Raw genomic sequence first — 22,155 nt, forward strand, 5'->3', positions numbered from 1 at the left:
GCACCCGCTCCGCGCCCGTCGCCCGCGACCACTCACTGGAAGTCCCGCGACCGCGTGCGCACGGACAGCGACAGGTGCTCGATCCGGTCCGCCACCAGGTTGACCACGCCGTCGGGCGACCGCTCGAGGATGCCGCGGACGATCACCGCCGGGGATTCCCGGGCGACCCGGCGGTAGCGTCCCCACACCCCGACGCTGCAGATGACGTTGACCAGCCCGGTCTCGTCCTCGACGTTCATGAACGTGATCCCCGACGCCGTCGCCGGACGCTGCCGGTGCGTGACGATCCCGCCGATCTCGACCCGCCGCCCGGTCTCGGCCGTCGCGGTGTCCTGCACGCTGAGCACCCGGCGGGCGGCGAGCCGGTCGCGCACGTGCCGGACGGGGTGGTCGTCGGTCGTCATGCCCGTCGACCACATGTCGGCGATCAGGACGTCGCCGCTCGTCATCTGCCCGAACAGCGGCGGTTGGACGACGACCTGCGTGTCGGGCAGCTGATCGGCGCGCTCCGCAGCGGCCTGGGCCGCCGACCACATCGCACCGCGGCGGTCGATGTCGAACGGGGCGAAGGCGTCGGCAGCGGCGAGCGCCTCGAGCTGCGCCGTCGTCAGCCCCACCCGGCGGGCCAGGTCGGACATGTCGACGAAGGGACCGTTCGCGTCACGCTCGGCGACGATCTTCTCGGCGCTCCTCCGGCTGAGCGAGGCGACCTCGGCGAGTCCGAGCCGGACCGCGAACGCGCCGTCGCGGCGGTGCCGTGCGGTGTCGTCGGGCAGTGCCTTGTCGAAGGGCAGCACCGGCGGCTGCTCGGTGTGCAGGCAGGCGTCGTCACCGCACGGGGGCACCACGTGGTCGTCGCCGAGCGGTTCGAGCGTTGCGTCGACACCCGAGCGGAGGATGTCCGGTCGGAGCACCTGGACGCCGTGCCGACGGGCGTCGGCGACCAGGGTCTGCGGTGAGTAGAACCCCATCGGCTGCGCCCGGAGCAGCGCGGCCAGGAACGCCCCCGGGTAGTGCAGGCGCATCCAGGCGCTCGCGTAGACGATCAGGGCGAAGCTGATCGAGTGGCTCTCCGCGAAGCCGAAGTTCGCGAACGCCTGGATCTTCGCGTAGATCGCGTCGGCGTCCTCGCCGTGGATGCCGTTGTCCGACATGCCCGCGTAGAGCTTGTCGCGCAGCCGGTCGATCTTCTCGTGGCCGCGCTTCGACCCCATCGCCCGCCGCAGCAGGTCGGCGTCGTCGCCCGAGCAGTTGCCGACCGCGATCGCCATCTGCATGAGCTGCTCCTGGAACAGCGGCACCCCGAGGGTGCGTTCGAGCACCGGTTCGAGCGACGGGTGGATGTACGTGATCGGTTCCTCGCCGGTCCGACGCCGGATGTAGGGGTGCACGGCACCGCCCTGGATCGGGCCGGGGCGGACGAGGGCGACCTCGATCACCAGGTCGTAGAACCGCCGTGGGAGCAGCCGGGGCAGGGTGCCCATCTGCGCACGGGACTCCACCTGGAACACCCCGATGGTGTCGGCTCGGCAGAGCTGGTCGTAGACGCCCTGTTCCTCCTTCGGCATGGAGTGCATCTCCCAGCGTTCCCCGCAGTGCTCCGCCGCCAGGTCGAACGAGTACTGCAGCGCCGCGAGCATGCCGAGGCCGAGCATGTCGAACTTCACGAGCCCCATGAAGGCGCAGTCGTCCTTGTCCCACTGCAGCACGGTGCGGCCGTCCATCCGCGCGTGCTCGATCGGCACGACCTCGCCCACCGGCCGGTCGGTGAGCACCATGCCACCCGAGTGGATGCCGAGGTGGCGCGGGAAGCCCAGGACGTCGCTCGCCAGCCCGACGACCGCCGGCGGGATGTCGTGGTCCTGGCTCTCGGTCACCGAGCCCCACCGCTCGACCTGCTTCGACCAGGCGTCCTGCTGCCCCGGGCTGTGGCCGAGGGCCTTCGCCATGTCGCGGACGGCACCCTTCGGGCGGTACGTGATGACGTTCGCGACCTGGGCGGCGTTGTACCGGCCGTACTTCTCGTAGACGTACTGGATCACCTCTTCGCGGCGGTCCGAGTCGAAGTCGACGTCGATGTCGGGCTCTTCGTCGCGCATCGCCGACAGGAACCGCTCGAACGGCAGGCCGTAGCGGATCGAGTCCACCGCGGTGATCTCGAGCAGGTAGCAGACCGCGGAGTTCGCGGCGGAGCCCCGCCCCTGGCAGAGGATCCCCCGGCTGCGGGCGTACTGCACCATGTCGCGCACGATCAGGAAGTAGCCGGGGAAGTTCTTGTCCTCGATCACGGCGAGCTCGCGTTCGATGCGCTCGCGCTTCTGCGGGTCCACGCCGTCGGCGCTGCCGGGGTAGAGGCGACGTGCACCCGTCCAGGTGAGTTCCCGCAACCAGGACATCGCGGTGTGGCCGTCCGGCACGTCGAGGTCGGGCAGTCCGGGCTTGACCGTGCGCAGCCGGAACCCGAGTTCGTCGGCCAGCGTGACGGTGTTCTCGATCGCCCCCGGGTACCGCCCGAACCGCCGGGTCATCTCGGCGCCGGAGCGCAGGTGCGCGGTGTCGGCGGCCGGCAGCCACCCGTCGATCTCGTCGAGGCTGCGCCGGGCCCGGACCGCGGCCAGCGCCGTCGCCACGGGGAACCGGTCCGGGGTGGCGTAGTGGACGTTGCCGGTCGCGACCAGGGGCAGCGTGTACCGCTCGGCGAGGGTCGCGAGCACGTCGTTCCGCGCACTGTCGAGCGGGTCGCCGTGGTCGAGGAGCTCCACCACGACGTTGCTGCGCCCGAAGCGGTCGAGCAGCACGCGCAGCGCGGTCTCCGCCGCGGACTCCCCGCCCTGCTCGAGCGCCTGCCGGACGGTGCCCTTCCGGCACCCGGTGAGCACCCGCCAGTGTCCGTCGGCCCGCCCCGCGAGCTCGTCGAGGTCGTAGCGTGGGCTGCCCTTCTCGGACCCGGCCGCGAGGTGCGCACTCGTCACCGCGCCCGCGAGCCGGTGGTAGCCGTCCTGCCCGTCGGCGAGCAGGAGCAGGTGGGAGCCCTCGGGATCGGGGACGCCGTTCTGCGGTTCGGTCAGGCCCAGCGAGAGCTCGGTGCCGTAGACGGTGCCGACCTGCGGGTACGCCTCGGCGACCTCGGCCATCCGGGCAGCACCGTAGAAGCCGTCGTGGTCGGTGAGGGCGAGGGCGTGCAGGCGCAGCCGTGCGGCTTCCTCGAACAGCTGCTCGGGCTGGCTGGCACCGTCGAGGAAGCTGAAGGCCGAGTGCGCGTGCAGCTCGGCGTACGGCACGACCGGAGGGCCGTCGTCCGCAGCCGCCGGCTGGTCCGTGGGCACGTACGGCTCGCGCTTGCGCGACCACGCCGGGCTGTCCCCGCCGTCACCGGCCTTCGCCGTCCCCGGACTGCGCTTGTCCGACAGGGCGCGTTCGAACTGCGACCACGGCACGGGTGGGTTGCTGTAGCCCATCAGGTCCTGCTCCTGGATCGGTTCACGTGGCGATCGCCTCCGCCCACCACCGGTGGTCCGCCAACACCAGGTACCAAGCACGGCCCTCGGCGTCGACGAGCTGCAGCCGGTGCAGTCGTCGACCGCCGGACTCCCACCACCGCACGACGAGCGGCCAGGGGCCCGCCCAGGCCGTGACGGGTGCGAACCCGCCGCCCCGGTCCCCCTCGGTGCGGAAGCGTTCGGGCGCGCCGGACAGCACACCGCGGTCGTCGACGTCGACGCTCGCGCCGTCGCGTGAGACGACGTCGACCGGCCGGGGACGCTCGAGGACGGTGGCGGGCGGCGGCCCGGGCAGTTTGCCGGGCCACGGTCGGTCGCGCACGGTGGCCAGGGCACGCTCGCCGCCGGGTGGGGCGTCGCCCCACGGCACGAGCACCACCCGCTCGGACAGGGTCCGACCACCACCGACTCGCGGGCTCACCACCCCGTCGTGCCCGACCATGCCCTGGATCCGGGCCAGCCCGTGGTGCACGCGCTCGTCCGGCCCGGAGCCCCAGAGTCCGCGTTCGTGGTTCGCCATGTCGTCGACGGCGACCGGCTCGAGCACGACCGAGGTGACCGGGGCCTCGAGCCCGGTCGGGTCGACCCCGCCGGCGAGCTGCCACCGCACCCGGTCGACGACGTCGGCGGCGTCGAACCAGCGGGGGTGTGCCCACGTGCGTTCGAGCAGGATGTCCCGCTCGTCGACGATCCCCACCCGGATGGTCGTCGCGACCAGCCCAGCGGCGCGGAGGCGTGCGGCGAAGTCGTCGGCGGAGCGCCGGAACGCGAACGCGATCTGGTCGGCGCGGTCGAGCGGGGGCTCGAAGGCGGCCTCGATCCGGAGCTCGGGCGGGATCGCGCGTGCCGAGATCTCCCGCGGGTCGCGTCCGCCGGCCAGCCGGTGCAGGAACGCTCCGGCGACCCCGAACCGGTCGCGGACCTGCTCGTCGCTGAGCGACGCGAAATCGCCCAGCGTGGTGATGCCGAGCCGGTCGAGCACCGTCGCGAGCTCGGGGTCGCCGAGCACACCGAGGGGCAGGGCCGCCAGGAAGTCCGACGAGCCGGAGACCGGCACGATCCGCACCCGTTCGCCGGGACGCACCGGTCGGGCCCGTGCTGCCTGCTCCGCCGCGAACGGGGTGTCCGCCACACCGGCCCGCACCGCCGGGGCACCGTGGTCGGCCGCGATCCCCGCCAGGGTCGCCGCGGCCGCCCGCTCGCCGCCGTAGTACCGCGCCGGTCCCCGGGCACGCAGGGCGAGGGTGCCGGGACGCAGTACCTCGACCCCGGGGACGGCCGCCTCGACCGCGCGGATGACGGGTTCGAACGCGCGGTGGTCGAGCGCGTCGTCGTAGGGGTGCACGACGAGCTCCGGGCAGCGCGCCTGCGCCTCGCGCACCCGGAGGCCCCGGACGACGCCGTGCTGCCGTGCGGACGCGGAGCTCGCGAACACCAGGCCCTTCGCGACCACGGCGAAGGGCTGCTCCGGCGGTGCCCCGGCCGCGCGGGCCGCCGCGATCACGGGCCAGTCCGGGCACCAGAGCACGATGGTCCGGGTCGGTGGTGGCTCGGGCAGCGCCCCGCCGCGGGCGATCGCGTCGGCCCGGACCCGCCCCGGCGCGATCACGACGCCACCGCCACGCACAGCAGCACCGCGGCGGTCACGACGCCACCGCCACGGGCCGCAGCACCCGGGTGTCGCCGGACCCCACCGACGGCACGGGGGTCGCCGTCCGGACCGTGCCGTCGGCCGCGGGCAGGAAGAGCTCGGTGCTCGTGGGGCGCACCGCACCCGCACGGCCGGTCGCCGTCACGGTGGCGCGGCGCTCGGTCAGGTGCCCGTGGCCCTGCCCGATGCCGCTCCACACCGACGACGTGATCCGCAGCGTGACGTCGGCACCGGGCCAGGACCCGAGCGCGACGAGGGCACCGCCGCGTTGCCGGAGCCGTGCAGACAGCCGGGCGACGTCACCCGGCACGACCCGCCCGAGCGGTCGGGTGAGGACGATCTGGGCGACGTCCGCCATCGCCGCGGTCACCGCGAGCCACTGGTCGCCCGGATCGGGGACGAGCACGAGCCGCTCGAGGTCGATCCCCGCGGCGGCCGCGGCCTCGATCCCGAAGGACGGCACCCCGACGACCGCGCACCACGCACCGGCCGCCGAGGCCGCCTGCAGCATGGTGATCGCGAGCAGCACCGACTCGGGGACGGCGTAGGTGCCGCCGACCCGGATCGCACCGCCGGGCAGCAGCGGCTCGAGAGCGGGAGCGGTCGGGAGCCCCGCGGTGTCGACGCGGGTGGACTCCATGTCGGTGACCCGGGACCGCAGGGACGTGATGCGGTCGAGCGCCGCCCGGGCGTCACCGAGGTGGTCCGCAGCGCCCGCGCCGCCCCCACGGGCAGCACCCGCGCCCCCGCGCGCAGCACCCGAACCCCCGCGCGCAGCACCACCCCGCCCGGCCCGGTCCGGGCCGGGCGACCGGAGTGCCGCCGCCGTCTGCATGCCCTCATATTCGAACATGTGTTCGATGATGTCAATCGCGTCCGACATCCGTGGACAATCGGGTCGAACGCGTGTTCGGTCAGCTCACCACGTCGCCACCGCACCGACCGCGCCGAGCACGGACCGCGTCTTCGTCACGACCTCGTCCGCCTCGTCCGCCGCCACCGACGACCACGTCACCGCTCCCCCGGCCCCGAGCGTCCGCGACCGGATCTCGACCGGGCCCACCCCGTCCGGTGCGTCCACCACCGTCACCAGTGTCCGGATGACCACCGACAGGTCGACCGCCCCGCTCGCCGAGAAGTACCCGATCGTCCCCGAGTACACCCCGCGCGGCGCGCCCTCGAGCCGGGCGGCGATCGCCATCGCGCTGATCTTCGGCGCGCCGGTCATCGACCCCGGTGGGAACGCCGCCCGCACCACGTCCGCCGGCGACGTCCCCGACGGCAGCACCGCACCGATCGTCGACACCATCTGGTGCACGCTCGCGTAGGTCTCGACCGCACACAGCCGTTCGACGTGCACCGACCCGGGGATCGCCGTCCGCAGCAGGTCGTTCCGCAGCAGGTCCACGATCATCACGTTCTCGGCACGGTCCTTGGCACTCACCGCGAGTTCGTCCCGCACGGCCGCGTCGGCAGCAGCGTCGGCGAGCCGTCGCCGCGTGCCCTTGATCGGTTCCGCCAGCACGGTGCGGTCCGCGGCGATCCGCAGGAACCGCTCCGGCGACCGGCTCGCCACGCGCAGCGGGCCGAGCCGCAGGTACGCGCCGAACGGGACGGGGTCCGACGCCCGCATCCGCATGTAGTCGTACAGGTGCGGGTCGGACAGGTGCGGGTCCGTGCCGGGGCCGACCCGGGCCTCCCGGTCCACACCCGGCACGGAGAAGGAGGTGGTGAGACAGACCTGGAACGCGTTGCCCTCGCGGATCTCGGCGCGGCACGCGTCGACGGCGCGTTCGTGGTCGGCCCGCGACGTGCGTCCGACCGCTGACGACACCCCGGCCGGGAGGCCCGTGGCCGCGTCCGCCACGTCGGCCGGCGACGGCGACCCGGTCACCGTCTCGAGCCACGCGCGGTTCTGCGCGCTGGCCGCCGGCTCCGCGTCGGCGACGAGCGTCAGCGCCCAGGCGCCGCCGGTGTGGTCGACGACCACGGCGCGGTCCACGAACCGCAGGTCGGCGTCGGCGTACCCGTCGGCGGTCCGGTCCGGGCCGCCGGACTCGCGACCGAGCTCGTACCCGAGGAACCCGACCCAGCCGAGCGCGAAGCCGCAGCCGACGATCGGCTCGGGCAGTTGCGGCGTCCGCGCGAGGAGGTCGGCCAGCACGGCGAAGGCCGGGCGGTCGTCGGAGGACGACGGACCGAACCAGTCGGCGGCGGGCGCGGCGACCTCGACGGACGCCTGCCGGTCCTGGTGGCGGAACCGGGCCACGAACGGTCCGTCCGTCCACGTCAGCACCGACCATCGCGCCCGTGGTCGAGCGGCCTCCGGTGCGCCGTCCGGCAGCGCGGAGTCGAGCCACACGAGGTCGCCGTCGGCCGCGGCGGCCAGTGCGCCGAGATCGGGGACCGGATCGAGCCGGCGGACCTCGATGCGGGCGCCGGCCGACGGACCGGTCAGATCGCGGAGATCGTCCATGCGGCGGCGTGGGACGCACCGGCGGCGAGCACCACGAGACCACGGTCGACACCGTCGTTGAAGGCGTCGGGGGCGCACGTCATCGGCTCGACCGCCAGCCCGGCGCGGTGGTACTCGGGGACGACGTGGTCGGCCGTGTGCACCTGCACCCACGGGCACTCCGGACCGAAGGTCGCGCGGACACCCCGGCCGTCCGCCGCGGTCAGGGCGATGGTCGCGGCCCCGTCGGCGTCGCGGTCGAAGCCCGTGAAGGCGTGGTCGATGAACCGGTCGCCGATGCGTGTGGCGGTGCGCAGGTCGAACTCGTCGTGCACGGGGACCAGGTCGGTCGGGATCAGCCGGTCCGGCGTGACCTCGAGCACCTCGGCCGCGGGCAGGGTGAGGGTCCAGTCGTCGACCGTGCCGGCGCCGGCGACCAGGTACGGGTGCGGGCCGGTCCCCCACGGGGCGTCGTCCGCGCCGGAGTTCGTGCCGGTGATCGTCGTGTGCAGCCCGGCGTCGTCCAGCCGGTACTCGACCAGGACCTCGACGCGGTACGGGTAGCCAGCCTGGGCCTGCACGGTGGTGGCGAGCACCACGCGGTCGGGCTCCTGCGCCTCGACCCGAAAATCGGTCCAGGCGACCAGCCCGTGCAGGGCGTGGTGCCGTGCCGGTTCGGTGAGCGCGAGCTCGTGGTCGACACCGCCGAACGAGTACTCGCCGTCGACGACGCGGTTCGGCCACGGAGCGAGGACGGCACCGCGGAACGCCGGTCGGACCTCGTCCGCGGCGAACGGCACGATCAGGTCGCGACCCTCGTGCCGCAGGGTCCGCAGCGTCGCACCGACCGTGGCGATGTCGGCCGTGTACCCGGCGGTGGAGATCGTCAGCGGGGTTCCGGACAGCGGCGCATCGTTGCTCATGCGCTCAGCGTATCGGGCACGTGCGGCCACCCGCACCACGAGGAAACCCCCGCCGTTCCGGGGAACGACGGGGGTTGTCGGTGGATCTGAGGGGACTCGAACCCCTGACCCCCTGCATGCCATGCAGGTGCGCTACCAGCTGCGCCACAGACCCAGATTGTGTTGCTTCCGTGCCGACCGGTTCCCCGGAGGCACCATAGAAGCGTACACCATGCGAACGCCGGGCAACGAAATCGAAGCCGTCACCCGGGCGCGTCGCTGATCAGGCGGTGTGGTCCACCGGGAGCTCGAGCGGGATGGTCGGGCAGTCTGCCCAGAGCCGCTCAAGCGAGTAGTACTGACGGTCCTCGTCGTGGAAGACGTGCACCACGATGTCGCCGACGTCGATGAGGACCCAGCGGCCCTCGCTCCGGCCTTCGCGGCGGAGGGTCTTGGCGCCGAGCTCGAGGAGGCGCTCCTCGACGGCATCGGCGATGGACTGCACGTTGCGCTCGTTCCGACCGGTTGCGAGCAGGAACACGTCCGTGAGCTGCAACGGCCCGGTCACATCGAGCGCGACGAGGTCCTCGGCCTGCTTGGCGTCCGCCGCGAGAGCGGCGGCCTGCACGAGTTCCAGTGCGCGAGTGGAGGCGGTCACGGATTCCTTCCGGTCGTCGACCCGGCAGGGAGCCGGATCGCTTGATGGGTCACGATCATAAGCCACCCCGCCGACGCACGGCCAGGCCGCGGCCGACGCAGGTGTCGGGATCGGTGGTTCGGGTCGGGGCGTCAGCCGCCGAAGGTGTGGGTCGTGACGAGCGCGACGATGATGACCGCGGCAGCGGCGACACCGACGGCGCCGACCGTGACGCCGAGGATGAGCGGCGTGCGCGACTCCTTCGGCTTCGCGGCGGCGAGGACGACCTGGCGGGTGGAGGTGTGGCTGGACACCGCGCGGCTGGCGCGCACCGGGCTGGCGTCGGTCTCCGGCTGCTCGTCGTGCTGCTCGAGCAGGCGGTCGACCTCGGCACCGTCGATCGGTCGGTGCGACCCCGTCGAGGACAGCGACGCGGGCAGGTCGATGGACCCGGTGAGGATCACCTCGCCCGTCGCGTTCAGTGCTCCGGTCGGGTCGGCCAGGGCCGAGTTCGGCAGGATGATCGCGTTGGTGTCGGTGACCGCGATCCGGCGGGTGCCGGTCGAGTCGTCGTGCACCTCGGCGTCGTTCGAGCCGTGCGCCTGCTGCGACCAGTGCCCGACCGGTGGCTCGAAGGCCGTCGTCATCGGCTTCGGCTCGGCCGGCCGCTGGAAGGACGCGGGGACCTTCGGGGGCTCGGTCCGTGCGGGCTCCGGGATCGGGACCTCGTTGGTGTCGTCGTCCTCGGGGTCGAGGGACAACGGGAACACCGCCGGGGTCGACGGAGCACCGTCCGGGATCCCCGGGAGCGGCGTGGCCGTGGGGTGCTCGGGTGCGGCGACGTCGGCCGGGGCGTCCGCGTCGGCCGACGTCTCGTCGGTGCCCGTCTGGTCGGCGCCCGTCTCGTCGGTGCCCGTCTGGTCGGCGCCCGTCTGGTCGGCGCCCGTCTCGTCGGTGCCCGTCTGGTCGCTGGACGTCCCTGCGGGAGCCTCGTCCGCGGCCCCGGCTTCGGCCTGTGCGTCGGAAGCGTCGTCGGCGGGCGGCGACCAGGTCGACCGGTGGCGCCGGGGCTCCTCGGCGTGCGCAGCGGCTTCGTCGAGCGGCTCGAGGGCGTCGGGCGACCCGTCGGCCTCGGTGGCCTGGGCGACCGCTGCCTCGTCGAGCACCGTGGGGGTCTCGGAACCGGACGGCTCGTCCGCGGCGCGCGGCGCCGAGGTCGGCTCGATGGTGTCGACCGAGCCGAGGACGTCCTCGACGGTGCGGTCGGAGGACTGCGGCGTGGGGTTCTGCAGCGGGACCGGCAGGACCGCCTGGTTCTCGGCGGCACGCTGCTGGCGGATCTGGCGGCGGGTCAGACCACCGCTGCCGGGCACGATCTCGGTCGCCGAGGCGGGCGGGAACGGCGACACCCCGGCCGCGGGGACGGAGGTCACCGGCACGGAGGGCGCCGAGGCCGGTGTGCCCGTCGGTGCCGACGTGCCCGTCGGTGCCGACGTGCCCGTCGCGGCGGACGCCGGAGCGGAGGACTGGCCCGGACCGCCGGGCGCGGGTGCCACGTGCGAACCGGGCCGAGGACGGGGTTCCGCCGACTCGGCGGGTGCGGCGACGGTCGGCGGCGGCGTCGCGGGCTGCGAACCGGCTGCTGCGGCACGCTCCCGCTCGCGCGCCTGGCGCCGCGACAGGGGCGGCTGCGCGTCGGACGAACTCATGCAACGCTCCGATACAGGTGGTGCTTGGAGATGTACTGGACGACCCCGTCGGGGACCAGGTACCAGACGGGGGAACCACGTCTCACCCGGTCGCGGCAGTCGGTCGACGAGATGGCCAGTGCGGGGACTTCGAGCAAGCTTACGTCTCGCTCGGGGAGTCCGCTGATGCTCAGGTCGTGTCCCGGACGCGTCACGGCGACGAAGTGCGCGAGGTCCCAGAGACCATCATGGTCTTTCCAGTCGACAATCTGCTGAACGGCGTCTGCGCCCGAGATGAAGACGAGCTGCGCGTCGGGCCGCTGTTCGTGCAGGTCGCGGAGCGTGTCGACCGTGTACGTCGGGCCGGGGCGGTCGATGTCGACGCGGCTCACCGTGAACATCGGGTTGGACGCGGTCGCGATGACCGTCATCAGGTAGCGGTGCTCGGCATCCGTGACGCCGGACTTCATGTACGGCTGACCGGTGGGGACGAACACGACCTCGTCCAGGTCGAACGCCCGAGCGACCTCGGACGCCGCGACGAGGTGACCGTGGTGGATGGGGTCGAACGTGCCGCCCATCACCCCGATGCGCGGTCGTCCGGTGCTCTCGAGCATCGGGTGCAGATCAGCTCTTGGTGTGACCGAACTCGTCGACACCCGTCTCGTGGTGGCGGGTGGCCTCGAACTTCTGCGAGTGGCGGTAGGCCACGTCGCGGAAGCTCCAGGTGACGAAGCCCAGGAAGATGAAGAACAGCGCGCCGACGAGCGGGAACACGAACGCCGGGGCCCCGGAGGCGTGCTCCGCAGCTTCTGCGAGGAAGGTCATCGTTCGGTGCTCCGTTCGGTCGGGGAAAGACGCCGTTCAGTCTAGCCGCGGATCTGGCCGTTCCCGCGCACGATCCACTTGGTGCTCGTGAGCTCCGGCAGCCCCATCGGGCCACGCGCGTGCAGCTTCTGCGTCGAGATGCCCACCTCGGCGCCGAAGCCGAACTCCCCGCCGTCGGTGAAGCGCGTCGACGCGTTCACCATCACGACCGCCGAGTCGACCGTCGCCAGGAACCGCTCGGCCGTGTCGACGTCGTTCGTGACGATCGACTCGGTGTGGTGGGTGGACCAGCGCGCGATGTGCGCCATCGCGGCGTCGACGTCCGGCACGACGCGGATCGACAGGTCGAGGTCCATCGACTCGGTCGCCCAGTCCTCGTCGGTGGCGCGCAGCACGCCCGGCACGATCGCCCGCGTGGCGTCGTCGCCGCGCAGCGTGACGCCGGAGGCGCGGAGCCGGTCCGCGAGCACGGGCAGCAGCCGCTCGGCCGCCTGTTCGTGCACCAGGAGGGTCTCGAGGGCGTTGCAGACGCTCGGCCGCTGCACCTTGCTGTTCAGGACGATGTCGACGGCGCGCTGCTCGGGGGCCGACGCGTCGAGGAACACGTGCACCACGCCGGCACCGGTCTCGATCACGGGGACCTGCGACTCGGTGACGACGGTCTGGATGAGCGAGGCGCTGCCGCGCGGGATGAGCACGTCGACCAGGCCGCGGGCGCGCATGAGCTCGGTGGCGCCGGCACGGCCGAACTCGTCGATGGTCTGCACGAGCTCGCGCGGCAGGCCGACCGACTCGACGGCGTCCTGGATGCGGGCCACGAGCACGGCGTTCGTCCGCTGGGCCGCCGATCCCCCACGGAGCACGACCGCGTTGCCGGACTTCAGCGCGAGCGAGGCGATGTCGACCGTGACGTTCGGTCGTGCCTCGTAGATGGCCCCGACGACCCCGAACGGCACCCGCACCTGGGTGAGCTGCAGGCCGTTCGGCAGGAGCGAGCCCCGCAGGTGCTCCCCCACCGGGTCCTGCAGGCCGACGACGTCCTCGACGGCCGTGGCCAGCGCCTCGATGCGCGCGGGGTCGAGCCGGAGTCGGTCGACGAGACCGGAGGACAGACCGCTCTCCTCGCCCGCGACCAGGTCACCGTGGTTCGCGGCGACGATCTCGTCGGTGGCGGCGCGGACCCCGGCGGCGATCGCCACCAGGGCGGCGTCCTTGACCGCCGTCGTCGCGGTCGCCAGCGCCGACGAGGCGGTGCGGGCCGCCACGAGCGTGTCGGTCAGGGTCGGGGCGGGCGCGATCGACGACATGGACCGATTCTAGGTCCGCTCGTCGGCCCGTGACGGGCCTGACGGCGTCTCGCCGGCCGACCGGTCACGACACGTTGCGCCACGACCGCCGAGCGGTCGCGCCGCGCCGCTCCGCGCCGACCCCGTCGACCGGTCCCGACCGTTCGACGCAGTCCGTCGGTGCGTCGTGACCGCCTGGAGGCCCGGCACCGGTCCCCGGGACCCGCGCCGGGCCTCCAGGCGGTCGCGTTCACCACGCCGACCGGTCACGACACGTCGTCCTGCGCCACGCGAGCGGTCGCCGATCGTCGCTCCGCGACGCCCGCGCCGACGGTCCCTGACCAGTCGGCGCCGTCCCGGCGGCGAGTCGTGACCGCTCCGGGCGGTCCGACCCGTGTCAGGGACGCGGCGCGGCGTGGAACCAGGTGCCGACGTGCTCGCCCGACAGGGCGCGGTCGACGAGGGCCGTGGCGGTCACCAGGACCGACGTGCCCGCCTCGGCCGCGAGCCGTGCAGCCGCGACCTTGGTGCCTGCTCCCCCGGTCCCCACGCCGGACTTGCCGACGGAGCCGAACGTGACGCCGGCGAGCTCGTCGCCGAACGGTACCTCGTCGATGCGCTCGGCGCCGGGCTGCTCCGGCGGCTTCGTGTACAGGGCCTCGACGTCGGACAGCAGCACCAGGGCGTCGGCACCGAGCAGCCGCGCCACCAGGGCGGCGAGCCGGTCGTTGTCGCCGAAGCGGATCTCGTGTGTGGCGACCGTGTCGTTCTCGTTCACGATCGGCAGCACCCGCAGGGCGAGCAGCCGGTCGATGGCGCGCTGCGCGTTGACCCGGTGCGTGGGGTTCTGCAGGTCGCCGGCGGTCAGCAGGATCTGCGCCGCGACGACCCGGTGCCGGTCGAGTTCCTTCTGGTACCGGAACATCAGGACGTTCTGGCCGGTGGCCGCGGCGGCCTGCTGCGTGGCGAGGTCGTCGGGACGGCCCTCGAGCCCGAGGAACGGGAACCCGGTCGCGATCGCACCGGACGACACGAGCACGACCTCGGTGCCACGGCCGTAGGCGCTGGCCAGGGCGTCCACCAGCGGACCGATCTGGCCGGCGGCGTCACCGCTGACCGAGGACGAGCCGACCTTGACCACGATCCGCCGCGCACGCGGGATGTCCTCTCGCCGGGTGACGGGTCCGAGGTCGGTGCGGGCGGTCGTGTCGGTCATGCCGCGGTCAGTCCTTCTGGTCGCTGGTCTCGAAGTCGCCGGCCTCGACTCCGCCGGTCTCGGGGTCGCCGGTCTCGAGGTCGTCGCTGGTGACGACCTCGTCGTTCACCCAGAGGCCGGAGACACGCTCCTGCTCGAGCTCGGCACGGGCGGCCGCCTTGGCGTCCATCCGCTCGAAGTACTCCTCGCGCCGCTCGTTGCGGGTCGGACGCGAGGTCGCACCGATGCGGGCGTCGGTCCCGCGCGCGCTCGTGATGAGCTCCGCGGTGGACGTGAGCGTCGGCTCCCAGTCGAAGACCATGCCGCCGTCGCCACCGATCACAACGGTCGAACCGGCGACCGCGCCGGCCTTGAACAAGCCGTCCTCGACGCCGAGCTTCGCGAGCCGATCGGCCAGGAAGCCGATCGCCTCCTCGTTGGTGAAGTCGGTCTGCTGGATCCAGCGCTCCGGCTTCGCGCCGCGGACGCGGAAGAAGCGGTGCTCCTCGCCGCCCTCGGCACGGACCGTGAAGCCTTGGTCGTTGACCGCACGGGGGCGGATGACGATGCGCTCGACGACGGGCTCGGCCGCGCGCTTGGCACGACCCTGCTCGACGACCTCGGCCAACGCGAAGGTCAGCTCACGCAGACCCTTGTGCGACGCCGTGGAGATCGGGAACACGCGGTAGCCACGGCCCTCGAGCTCGGCGGTGACGAACTCGGCGAGCTCGGCGGCATCCGGCACGTCGATCTTGTTGAGCGCGATGAGCTGCGGACGCTCGAGCAGCGGCACCTGGCCCTCGGGGACCGGGTAGCGCTCGAGCTCGCCCAGGATGACGTCGAGGTCGCTGATCGGGTCGCGGCCCGGGTCCATCGTCGCGCAGTCGATGACGTGCAGCAGGGCTTCGCAGCGCTCGACGTGCCGCAGGAACTCGAGGCCGAGGCCCTTGCCCTCGGACGCGCCCTCGATCAGCCCGGGGACGTCCGCGACCGTGAAGCGGCTCTCGCCCGACTCGACGACGCCGAGGTTCGGGGTGAGCGTGGTGAAGGGGTAGTCGGCGATCTTCGGCTTCGCGGCCGAGATCGCGGCGATGAGCGAGGACTTGCCGGCGCTCGGGAACCCGACGAGGGCGACGTCGGCGATGGTCTTCAGCTCGAGGCTGATGTCACCCGCCCAGCCCTCGGTGCCGAGGAGCGCGAAGCCGGGGGCCTTGCGCTTGGTGGTGGAGAGCGCCGCGTTGCCGAGGCCGCCCTGGCCACCGGGAGCCACGACGACGCGCATGCCGGGCTCGGTCAGGTCGGCGATGACCTCGCCGGCCTCGTCGTACACGACGGTGCCGATCGGGAGCGGGAGCTCCTGGACCTCGCCGCTGACGCCGCTGCGGTGGTCGCCCATGCCCGGCTGCCCGTTCTTGGACGAACGGTGCGGGGAGCGGTGGTAGCCGAGCAACGTGGTGACCTGCGGGTCGGCCACGAGCACGATGTCGCCGCCGTCACCACCGTTGCCACCGTCGGGCCCGGCGAGGGGCTTGAACTTCTCACGGCGGACCGAGACGCAACCGTTGCCGCCCTTCCCCGCGCTGAGGTGCAGGGTCACGCGGTCGACGAAGGTCGCCATGGTTCCACTCCTGGAAGATCGTTGCGCCGACGGGTTCCGTCAGCGCGTTGTGCCGACGTGATCCGTCGGCGGGAAAAGCGAAGGAGGGGCGGGCACTCGGCCCGCCCCTCCCGCTGAAGCTGATCGTCGCGACTACGCGTTGACGATGTTGATGACCTTGCGGCCACCCTTGGTGCCGAACTCGACCGAACCGGCCGAGAGGGCGAACAGCGTGTCGTCGCCACCGCGGCCGACGTTGGCGCCCGGGTGGAAGTGGGTGCCACGCTGGCGGATGATGATCTCGCCGGCGTTGACGACCTCGCCACCGAAGCGCTTCACGCCGAGGCGCTGAGCGTTCGAGTCACGACCGTTGCGAGTGGAACTCGCACCCTTCTTGTGTGCCATGAGCTGACTCCCTTACGCGATCTTGGTGATCTTGACGCGGGTCAGTTCAGCGCGGAAACCCTGGCGCTTCTTGTACCCGGTCTTGTTCTTGAACTTCTGGATGATGACCTTCGGACCGCGCAGGTCGTCGAGCACCTCGGCGGTGACGGTCACGTTGACGAGCTCGGAAGCCGCCGACGTGATCTTGTCACCGTCCACGAGGAGCACGGGGGCGAGGTCGATGTTGCCCTTGTCGTCCGCCTTGACACGGTCGACGGTCAGGATGGTGCCGACCTCGACCTTTTCCTGACGGCCGCCGGCGCGCACTACTGCGTAAACCACGTGGAAATCCTTACGTAACTCTGCTTGAGGGAAGTCTCGGGTGCCCACTTCTGCACGAGCGGCTCCCGGAAGGCCGGGCCCGATCGGCGACGCAGGCAGAACGGCCCGCTGACACCAGGGATCGAGAATACTCGATCCCCATGGGTCCGGTCAAACGGCGACACACGTACGATTGCACGGTGACCGTGTTGATCGACCCACCGACGTGGCCCGCTCACGACACTCTGTGGTCGCACCTCGTCAGTGATGAATCCTACGCGGAACTCCACGCGTTCGCTGCACGCGCCGGTGTGCCGCGTCGTGCGTTCGACCACGACCACTACGACGTGCCGCTCGCGAAGTACGACGAACTGGTCGCCGCGGGGGCCTCTGCGGTGTCCGGACGGGAGCTCGTGCTGCGGCTCATCCGCAGCGGTCTGCGCGTGGCGCAGCGCGACAAGCGCGCCCACTGACGCGCCACGCGCGTGCGTCCGGCACGCACGGTGCGAGGTTCCCGACTCGGTGCCGGGCACGCCGGCTCGCACGGTGTCTGCAACCGCGCACGTGCGGACGGGAGGCCCGGCGCACCCCCGCCACGTCCGTCCTGTCGCACGGTGCGCGGCCGCGTCCCGGGCACGTGCGCACCGTGCGAGGTTGCCCACAGCGTGCGAGGTCGGCAGCACGGTGCGTCGCCAGAGGCTCGCACCGTGCCGCGGCCGCTGCACCGCCCGGAGAACCTCGCACGGTGCGGCGACAGGCGTGCGCCGCACCGCGCATGACCGTGCATGACCGCGGTCGCGGCTCGGGCACGTGCGCACCGTGCGAGGTTGCCCACATGGTGCGAGGTACGAAGGCCGCACCATGTGGTCAACCTCGCACCGTGCAGCGCCCACACGACCGACCGCCCGCACGACCGAGGGCACGCACGACCGCACAACCCGAGGTCAGCGGGGCGCTGGACCACCCCAGGGGGCTGCTGGCGGCTGCTGCTGGTCCGGACGGGGCTGTGCGCCGTACTGGCCGCCGTACTGCCCGTGGGGGTCCGGCCGGACCAGACCCTGTCCGTACGGGCCCTGCTGCGGCTGCTGCGGCCCCGGCTGCACGGTCGCGGGCGGGACAGCGTCGGCGGGACGCACCGTCCCCGGCAGACCGGACGTCGGCGCGGGGCCACGGTTCCGTCGCGGGCGCCCGAGCCACAGCCACGCCGCGGTCGCGCTCGCCAGGAGCATCACCGTGAACGGCACGCCGTTGCGGAGCGGGTTCGTGACGACGTCGATCACGAGTCGGGAACCGCCCGAGGTGATCGCGCCGAACGCCCCCGTGAAGACACCGACGAGCGCGAGGGCGATCGTCCCGCCAGCCCCGGCGAGCACGGCGCGGAGCAGCACGGTCGGCAGCGGGCTGCGGCGGGCGATCGGCGTCAGGAACGCCAGCGCCAGGAACGCCCCCGCGTAGAACGGGAACGGCGCCAGGAACACCGAGGCGATGAAGCTGCCGACCATGCTTGCCCCCGCGCCGTAGTGCGCGAACGGACTGACGACGAGGGACGTCCCGATGAGCCCGACGATGCCGGACACGAACTCGACCAGCACGAGGGACACCACGGCGATGAGCGCCCCGGCGGTGTTGTTCACCGAGGCGCCGGGCGCGAAGGCCCGACGCGGATCAGCCGGCGCACGGGGCGGTCGCGGCGGGGCGTAGGGCACCCCGGCAGCGGGCTGCACGCCGTGCGGCGGCTGCCCACCAGGCTGCCCGCCAGGCTGCCCACCGTACGGCGGCGCGGAACTGCCGGCTCCCCCGGGTCCGGGCGGTACGGGCTGCTGCCAGCCCGCACCGTAGTACCCACGATCCTGCTGCGGGTCACCGGGGTTCGTCACGCTCAGTTCCCCAGGATGACGGAGCCGTCGGTGTCCTCGCCGGACGCACCCTCGGTCGTGGCCGGGGCACTGATGCTCGGCGACGACACCCGGCGGGACCGCGAACGGCCCTGACCCGGCTGCTTCGGCTCGGGCAGCGCCTGGAGCACGGAGTCCAACAGCGACTCGGCGTCCGGGGCGACCTGACGCGGCTCGCGCTTCGGGGCGGCGTTGAGCGGGATGTCCAGGATCGCGACCGTGTTGTCGGTCGGGGTCACCGTCGCGCTGGAGCTGACCCGACGGCGGGCCGGGGCCTTGGCCTTCGGCTCGGCGGCAGGAGCAGCAGCCTCGGCGACCGCCTGCTTCGGCGCAGCCTGCTTCGGCTCGTCGCGCTTCGGCTCGACAGCGGCCTCCGCCTCGACTGCGACGGGCGCCGACTCGGTGACCTCGGTGGTCTCGGTCGCGGCAGCGTTCGACTGCTCACCGCTCCGTCCACCACGGCCGCCACGGCGCCGACGCTTCGACCCGGTGGGCTGTTCGCCCGCTCCGGAGTCGTCAGACGCGGACGTCGCTGCGGGGACGTCGGCCGAGGTCGGTGCCTCCGCTGAGGTCGGCGATGCCGGTGAGTCCTCGTGCGGGATCGTCGAGGCGGCGATCCGCGACAGCGCGCTCTTCACGTCGTCGGTGATCTGGTGCGCCTGGCTCGACTGCCCGTTCGACGAACCGGAACCCGAGCCACCGCCGGAGTTGCCCCCGCCGTTGCCGTGCCCGTTGCCACCGTTGCCGTTGCTGCCGCTGCCGTTGCCACCGGCACCACTGCGCCCCTTGCGACGCCCCTTGCTCGGGCCCGGGTCGGCGTTGTTGTCGTTGACCTTCGCGTTGACCTCGTCGAGCGACTCGCGCAGGCCGACGCCGATCTTCTTGCGGGTCATCTGCACGAGGCCGAGCGAGGTGACCTCGGCGACCTGGTGCTTCGTGCGGTCGCGGCTCAGGCACTCGATCAGGCGACGGAGCACGAGGTCGCGGTTCTCCTCGAGCACCATGTCGATGAAGTCGACGACGATGATGCCGCCGATGTCGCGCAGGCGGAGCTGGCGGACGAGTTCCTCGGCGGCCTCGAGGTTGTTCTTCGTGACCGTCTCCTCGAGGTTGCCCCCGGAGCCGACGAACTTGCCCGTGTTGACGTCGACGACCGTCATGGCCTCGGTGCGGTCGATGACGAGCGAACCACCGGAGGGCAGCCAGACCTTGCGGTCGAGCGCCTTGTCGATCTGCTCGTTCAGGCGGTACTCCTCGAACGAGTCCGGGCCCTCGTAGCGGACGACGCGGTCCTTCAGGTCGGGCGCGACGGCCGACAGGTACTCGTCGATGGTGCCGCCGGCGGCCTCGCCGTCGATGATGAGCTTCGTGAAGTCCTCGTTGAAGACGTCACGCACGATCTTGACGAGCAGGTCCGGCTCCGAGTGCAGCATCACCGGGGCCTGGCCACCGGCGACCTTCTTCTGGATGGCCTCCCACTGGCTGGTCAGGCGCTGCACGTCGCGGGTGAGCTGCTCCTCGGTCGCACCTTCGGCAGCGGTGCGCACGATGACGCCCGCGTGCTCCGGCAGGACCTCCTTGAGGATCTTCTTCAGGCGCGCACGCTCGGTGTCGGGCAGCTTGCGCGAGATCCCGTTCATCGAGCCGTTCGGCACGTAGACCAGGTAGCGACCGGGCAGCGAGACCTGGCTGGTCAGGCGGGCGCCCTTGTGGCCGACGGGGTCCTTCGTGACCTGCACCAAGACCTTGTCGCCCGGCTTGAGCGCGGCCTCGATGCGACGGCCGTGGCTGGTGTCGACCGAGTTCCAGTCGACCTCGCCGGCGTACAGCACGGCGTTGCGGCCGCGGCCGATGTCGACGAAGGCGGCCTCCATCGACGGCAGGACGTTCTGCACCTTGCCGAGGTAGACGTTGCCGATCAGCGACACGTTCTCGGACTTGGTGATGTAGTGCTCGGCGAGGATGCCGTCCTCGAGCACGCCGATCTCGATGGTCGACGAGCTGGAGCGCACGATCATCTGGCGGTCGACGCTCTCGCGGCGGGCGAGGAACTCGTCCTCGCTCACGACCTGGCGTCGGCGTCCGGCGTCACGGCCGTCGCGGCGACGCTGCTTCTTCGCCTCGAGCCGGGTCGAGCCCTTGATGCGCTGCGGCTCGGTGATGAGCTCGGGCTCGCGGCGGCGGGGCTCCTGGTGGTCGCGCGGCTCGCGCGGCGCACGGGCCTCGCGGTCGGCGCTGCTCCCCCGACGACGCGAGCGCCGGCGGGATCCGCCCTGCTCCTCGCGGTCCTCGGAATCGTACCGGTCATCGCGGTCGAACCGGTCCTCGCGCTCGGATCGCTCGGAGCGGTCGGAGCGGTCGTAGCGGTCGTCTCGGTCGTCCTCGTACCGCGCGGCACGGCGCGGCAGCTCCGGCAGGACGGGGGCGTGGAAGATCAGGCTGAGCGTGCTCGTCGCCTTCGGGACGAACGGCTCGGCTGGGGCGGCGGGTTCGCTCGCCTCGGCCGTCGGCTCGGTCTCGGTCGGACGGGAGGCACCACTCGGCTCCGCCACGTCGGCTGCGGGCTCGGTCGGCTCGGCCGTGACCACCGGCAGGTCGCCGGTCAGCGTGCTCACGTCGTCCGGCTCGGCGCTCTGCGCGGAGACGGCCTCGACCGCGACGGACACGGCTTCTGCCGGTGCCCCGTCCGCCGGTGCCCCGTCCGTCAGTGCGAGGGACTCGTCGACGGCCGGCACCTGCACGGCGTCGGCCGCGACCTGCTGGCCGGACGACCGGGCGCGGCGTCCGCCGAACAGGCGGGTCCGACGCTTCGGGGCGTTCTCGTCGTTGGTCGTGTTGTCGTTGTTCTGCTCCACCATGGACTGGCGCACTCCTCGGCCCCACTCGCACCCTTGTCAGGCGGCGGGAATTCTTTGGTTGTGGCGGTGGCGTCGACGCCCCGCGCTCGCTGTCTTCGTGATCGGTCTGCGTCAACTTCTCGTTGCGTCCGCTGCCGTTCCGGTCCGGGCACCCGGCCCGGGTCGGCTCGGCGTCGGAGTGACGCTGTCCCGACCACGGTGCGCTCTCACCGCACCTGATCGTCCGGACACTGCCCCGTGGGGCACTGCCCGGAAAGCTCTCTTCGGTCTGCGGTTGCCCGCACGACCTGCGGCCAGTATCGCACGCCGCTCCCGGAAAGGACCGGAAGCCACATGCGATGATGACGGCGTGAGCACGTCAGCGCCTGCCCCCCGTCGTCCGATCGCGATGGCCGTCTTCCTCTTGATCACCGGGTTCGTCGGCCTGTACGGGTCCTTCTCCCTGGTGCTCGACGAGTTCAAGAAGTACGCCGACCCCGACACGGTGCTCTCGTGCGACGTGAACCCGTTCATCAGCTGCTCGGACGTGATGGCGAGCTGGCAGGGCCACTTGTTCGGGTTCCCGAACCCACTGCTCGGCGTGATGGGCTTCGTGGCGCCGATCGCCGTCGCGGTGATGATGCTCGCGGGCTTCCGCAACGGTTCACGGTGGTTCTGGATCGCGTTCAACGCCGGCGTGTTCCTGGCGTGGGTCTTCGTGACGTGGCTCTTCACCCAGACCGTCTGGTTCATCGGCGCGCTGTGCCCGTGGTGCATGCTCGTGTGGTCGATGACGATCCCGATGTTCTGGGTGTTCACGATCTGGAACGCCGCGCAGGGCCGCTTCGGTGCCCGCACCCAGCGGATCGGCCGGGCACTGCTCCCGTTCTGCTGGGCGTTCCCGCTGGCGAACTACCTGTTCATCATCGTGACGATCATCATCAAGTTCCCGACCATCCTGACGGTCTTCTGATCCGCC

Annotated in this window: 17 protein-coding genes, 1 tRNA gene and 1 pseudogene; 3 read left to right on the forward strand and 16 right to left on the reverse strand. The window is 72.4% G+C overall.

What is annotated here, in order from left to right; translation table 11 throughout:
• Positions 1-32: 32 nt before the first annotated feature.
• The 7 genes from ITJ69_RS06605 to rsfS form a co-directional block, all read right to left on the reverse strand.
• Entirely contained in the window at positions 33-3,458 is a 3,426-nt protein-coding gene (locus ITJ69_RS06605) for an error-prone DNA polymerase (RefSeq protein WP_194672359.1), read from the reverse strand.
• Between the two features lie 22 nt (positions 3,459-3,480).
• Complete coding sequence (locus ITJ69_RS06610) at positions 3,481-5,109, reverse strand: DNA polymerase Y family protein (protein WP_159572796.1); 1,629 nt, start codon at positions 5,107-5,109, stop codon at positions 3,481-3,483.
• A 34-nt stretch (positions 5,110-5,143) separates the two neighbouring features.
• The gene (locus ITJ69_RS06615) at positions 5,144-6,004 is read right to left on the reverse strand and encodes a hypothetical protein (protein WP_194672360.1); all 861 of its coding nucleotides are present in this window, start codon (positions 6,002-6,004) and stop codon (positions 5,144-5,146) included.
• A gap of 66 nt (positions 6,005-6,070) precedes the next feature.
• Positions 6,071-7,627, reverse strand: coding sequence for an anthranilate synthase component I family protein (locus tag ITJ69_RS06620; RefSeq protein ID WP_194672361.1), 1,557 nt, complete (start codon positions 7,625-7,627; stop codon positions 6,071-6,073).
• Positions 7,606-8,529: an aldose 1-epimerase family protein gene (locus tag ITJ69_RS06625; protein ID WP_194672362.1), complete on the reverse strand. Its 924-nt coding sequence runs from the start codon at positions 8,527-8,529 to the stop codon at positions 7,606-7,608. The genes ITJ69_RS06620 and ITJ69_RS06625 overlap by 22 nt, the downstream gene beginning before the upstream one ends.
• Positions 8,530-8,610: 81 nt before the next feature.
• Positions 8,611-8,683: transfer RNA gene (locus ITJ69_RS06630), tRNA-Ala, on the reverse strand.
• Between the two features lie 108 nt (positions 8,684-8,791).
• On the reverse strand, positions 8,792-9,166 hold the full coding sequence (gene rsfS / locus ITJ69_RS06635) for a ribosome silencing factor (RefSeq protein WP_111084542.1): 375 nt from the start codon (positions 9,164-9,166) through the stop codon (positions 8,792-8,794).
• A gap of 44 nt (positions 9,167-9,210) precedes the next feature.
• Here rsfS and ITJ69_RS21065 point away from each other — a divergent pair.
• A pseudogene (locus ITJ69_RS21065) lies at positions 9,211-10,068 on the forward strand (hypothetical protein); the annotation flags it as partial.
• Positions 10,069-10,850: 782 nt separating this feature from the next.
• On the opposite strand, the gene nadD reads toward ITJ69_RS21065, so the two are convergent.
• The 7 genes from nadD to rplU form a co-directional block, all read right to left on the reverse strand.
• Entirely contained in the window at positions 10,851-11,450 is a 600-nt protein-coding gene (nadD, locus tag ITJ69_RS06645) for a nicotinate-nucleotide adenylyltransferase (RefSeq protein ID WP_111084540.1), read from the reverse strand.
• 10 nt (positions 11,451-11,460) lie between these two features.
• On the reverse strand, positions 11,461-11,661 hold the full coding sequence (locus ITJ69_RS06650) for a hypothetical protein (RefSeq protein WP_123293955.1): 201 nt from the start codon (positions 11,659-11,661) through the stop codon (positions 11,461-11,463).
• A 41-nt stretch (positions 11,662-11,702) separates the two neighbouring features.
• Positions 11,703-12,968: a glutamate-5-semialdehyde dehydrogenase gene (locus tag ITJ69_RS06655; RefSeq protein ID WP_133936707.1), complete on the reverse strand. Its 1,266-nt coding sequence runs from the start codon at positions 12,966-12,968 to the stop codon at positions 11,703-11,705.
• 376 nt (positions 12,969-13,344) lie between these two features.
• Entirely contained in the window at positions 13,345-14,163 is an 819-nt protein-coding gene (proB, locus tag ITJ69_RS06660; RefSeq protein ID WP_228505024.1) for a glutamate 5-kinase, read from the reverse strand.
• Between the two features lie 7 nt (positions 14,164-14,170).
• Positions 14,171-15,760: a GTPase ObgE gene (gene obgE, locus ITJ69_RS06665; protein ID WP_123938841.1), complete on the reverse strand. Its 1,590-nt coding sequence runs from the start codon at positions 15,758-15,760 to the stop codon at positions 14,171-14,173.
• Positions 15,761-15,892: 132 nt separating this feature from the next.
• Positions 15,893-16,144 carry a 50S ribosomal protein L27 gene (gene rpmA, locus ITJ69_RS06670; RefSeq protein WP_071257351.1) on the reverse strand — a complete coding sequence of 84 codons (252 nt, stop codon included), beginning with the start codon at positions 16,142-16,144 and terminating at the stop codon, positions 15,893-15,895.
• A 12-nt stretch (positions 16,145-16,156) separates the two neighbouring features.
• Positions 16,157-16,465: a 50S ribosomal protein L21 gene (gene rplU, locus ITJ69_RS06675; protein WP_111084536.1), complete on the reverse strand. Its 309-nt coding sequence runs from the start codon at positions 16,463-16,465 to the stop codon at positions 16,157-16,159.
• 179 nt (positions 16,466-16,644) lie between these two features.
• Between rplU and ITJ69_RS06680 the strand changes: the two genes are divergently transcribed.
• Positions 16,645-16,917, forward strand: a complete 273-nt coding sequence (locus ITJ69_RS06680; protein ID WP_123313478.1) for a DUF4031 domain-containing protein — start codon at positions 16,645-16,647, stop codon at positions 16,915-16,917.
• A gap of 471 nt (positions 16,918-17,388) precedes the next feature.
• On the opposite strand, the gene ITJ69_RS06685 is transcribed toward ITJ69_RS06680, so the two are convergent.
• Together ITJ69_RS06685 and ITJ69_RS06690 are read right to left on the reverse strand one after the other, a co-directional pair.
• The gene (locus tag ITJ69_RS06685; protein ID WP_194672363.1) at positions 17,389-18,321 is read right to left on the reverse strand and encodes a hypothetical protein; all 933 of its coding nucleotides are present in this window, start codon (positions 18,319-18,321) and stop codon (positions 17,389-17,391) included.
• Between the two features lie 2 nt (positions 18,322-18,323).
• Positions 18,324-21,197: an Rne/Rng family ribonuclease gene (locus ITJ69_RS06690; RefSeq protein WP_194672364.1), complete on the reverse strand. Its 2,874-nt coding sequence runs from the start codon at positions 21,195-21,197 to the stop codon at positions 18,324-18,326.
• 349 nt (positions 21,198-21,546) lie between these two features.
• On the opposite strand from ITJ69_RS06690, the gene ITJ69_RS06695 reads away from it, so the two are divergent.
• The gene (locus tag ITJ69_RS06695) at positions 21,547-22,149 is read left to right on the forward strand and encodes a vitamin K epoxide reductase family protein (protein ID WP_243837081.1); all 603 of its coding nucleotides are present in this window, start codon (positions 21,547-21,549) and stop codon (positions 22,147-22,149) included.
• Positions 22,150-22,155: the final 6 nt, after the last annotated feature.

Source organism: Curtobacterium sp. VKM Ac-2887, assembly GCF_015350935.1.
GTDB lineage: Bacteria > Actinomycetota > Actinomycetes > Actinomycetales > Microbacteriaceae > Curtobacterium.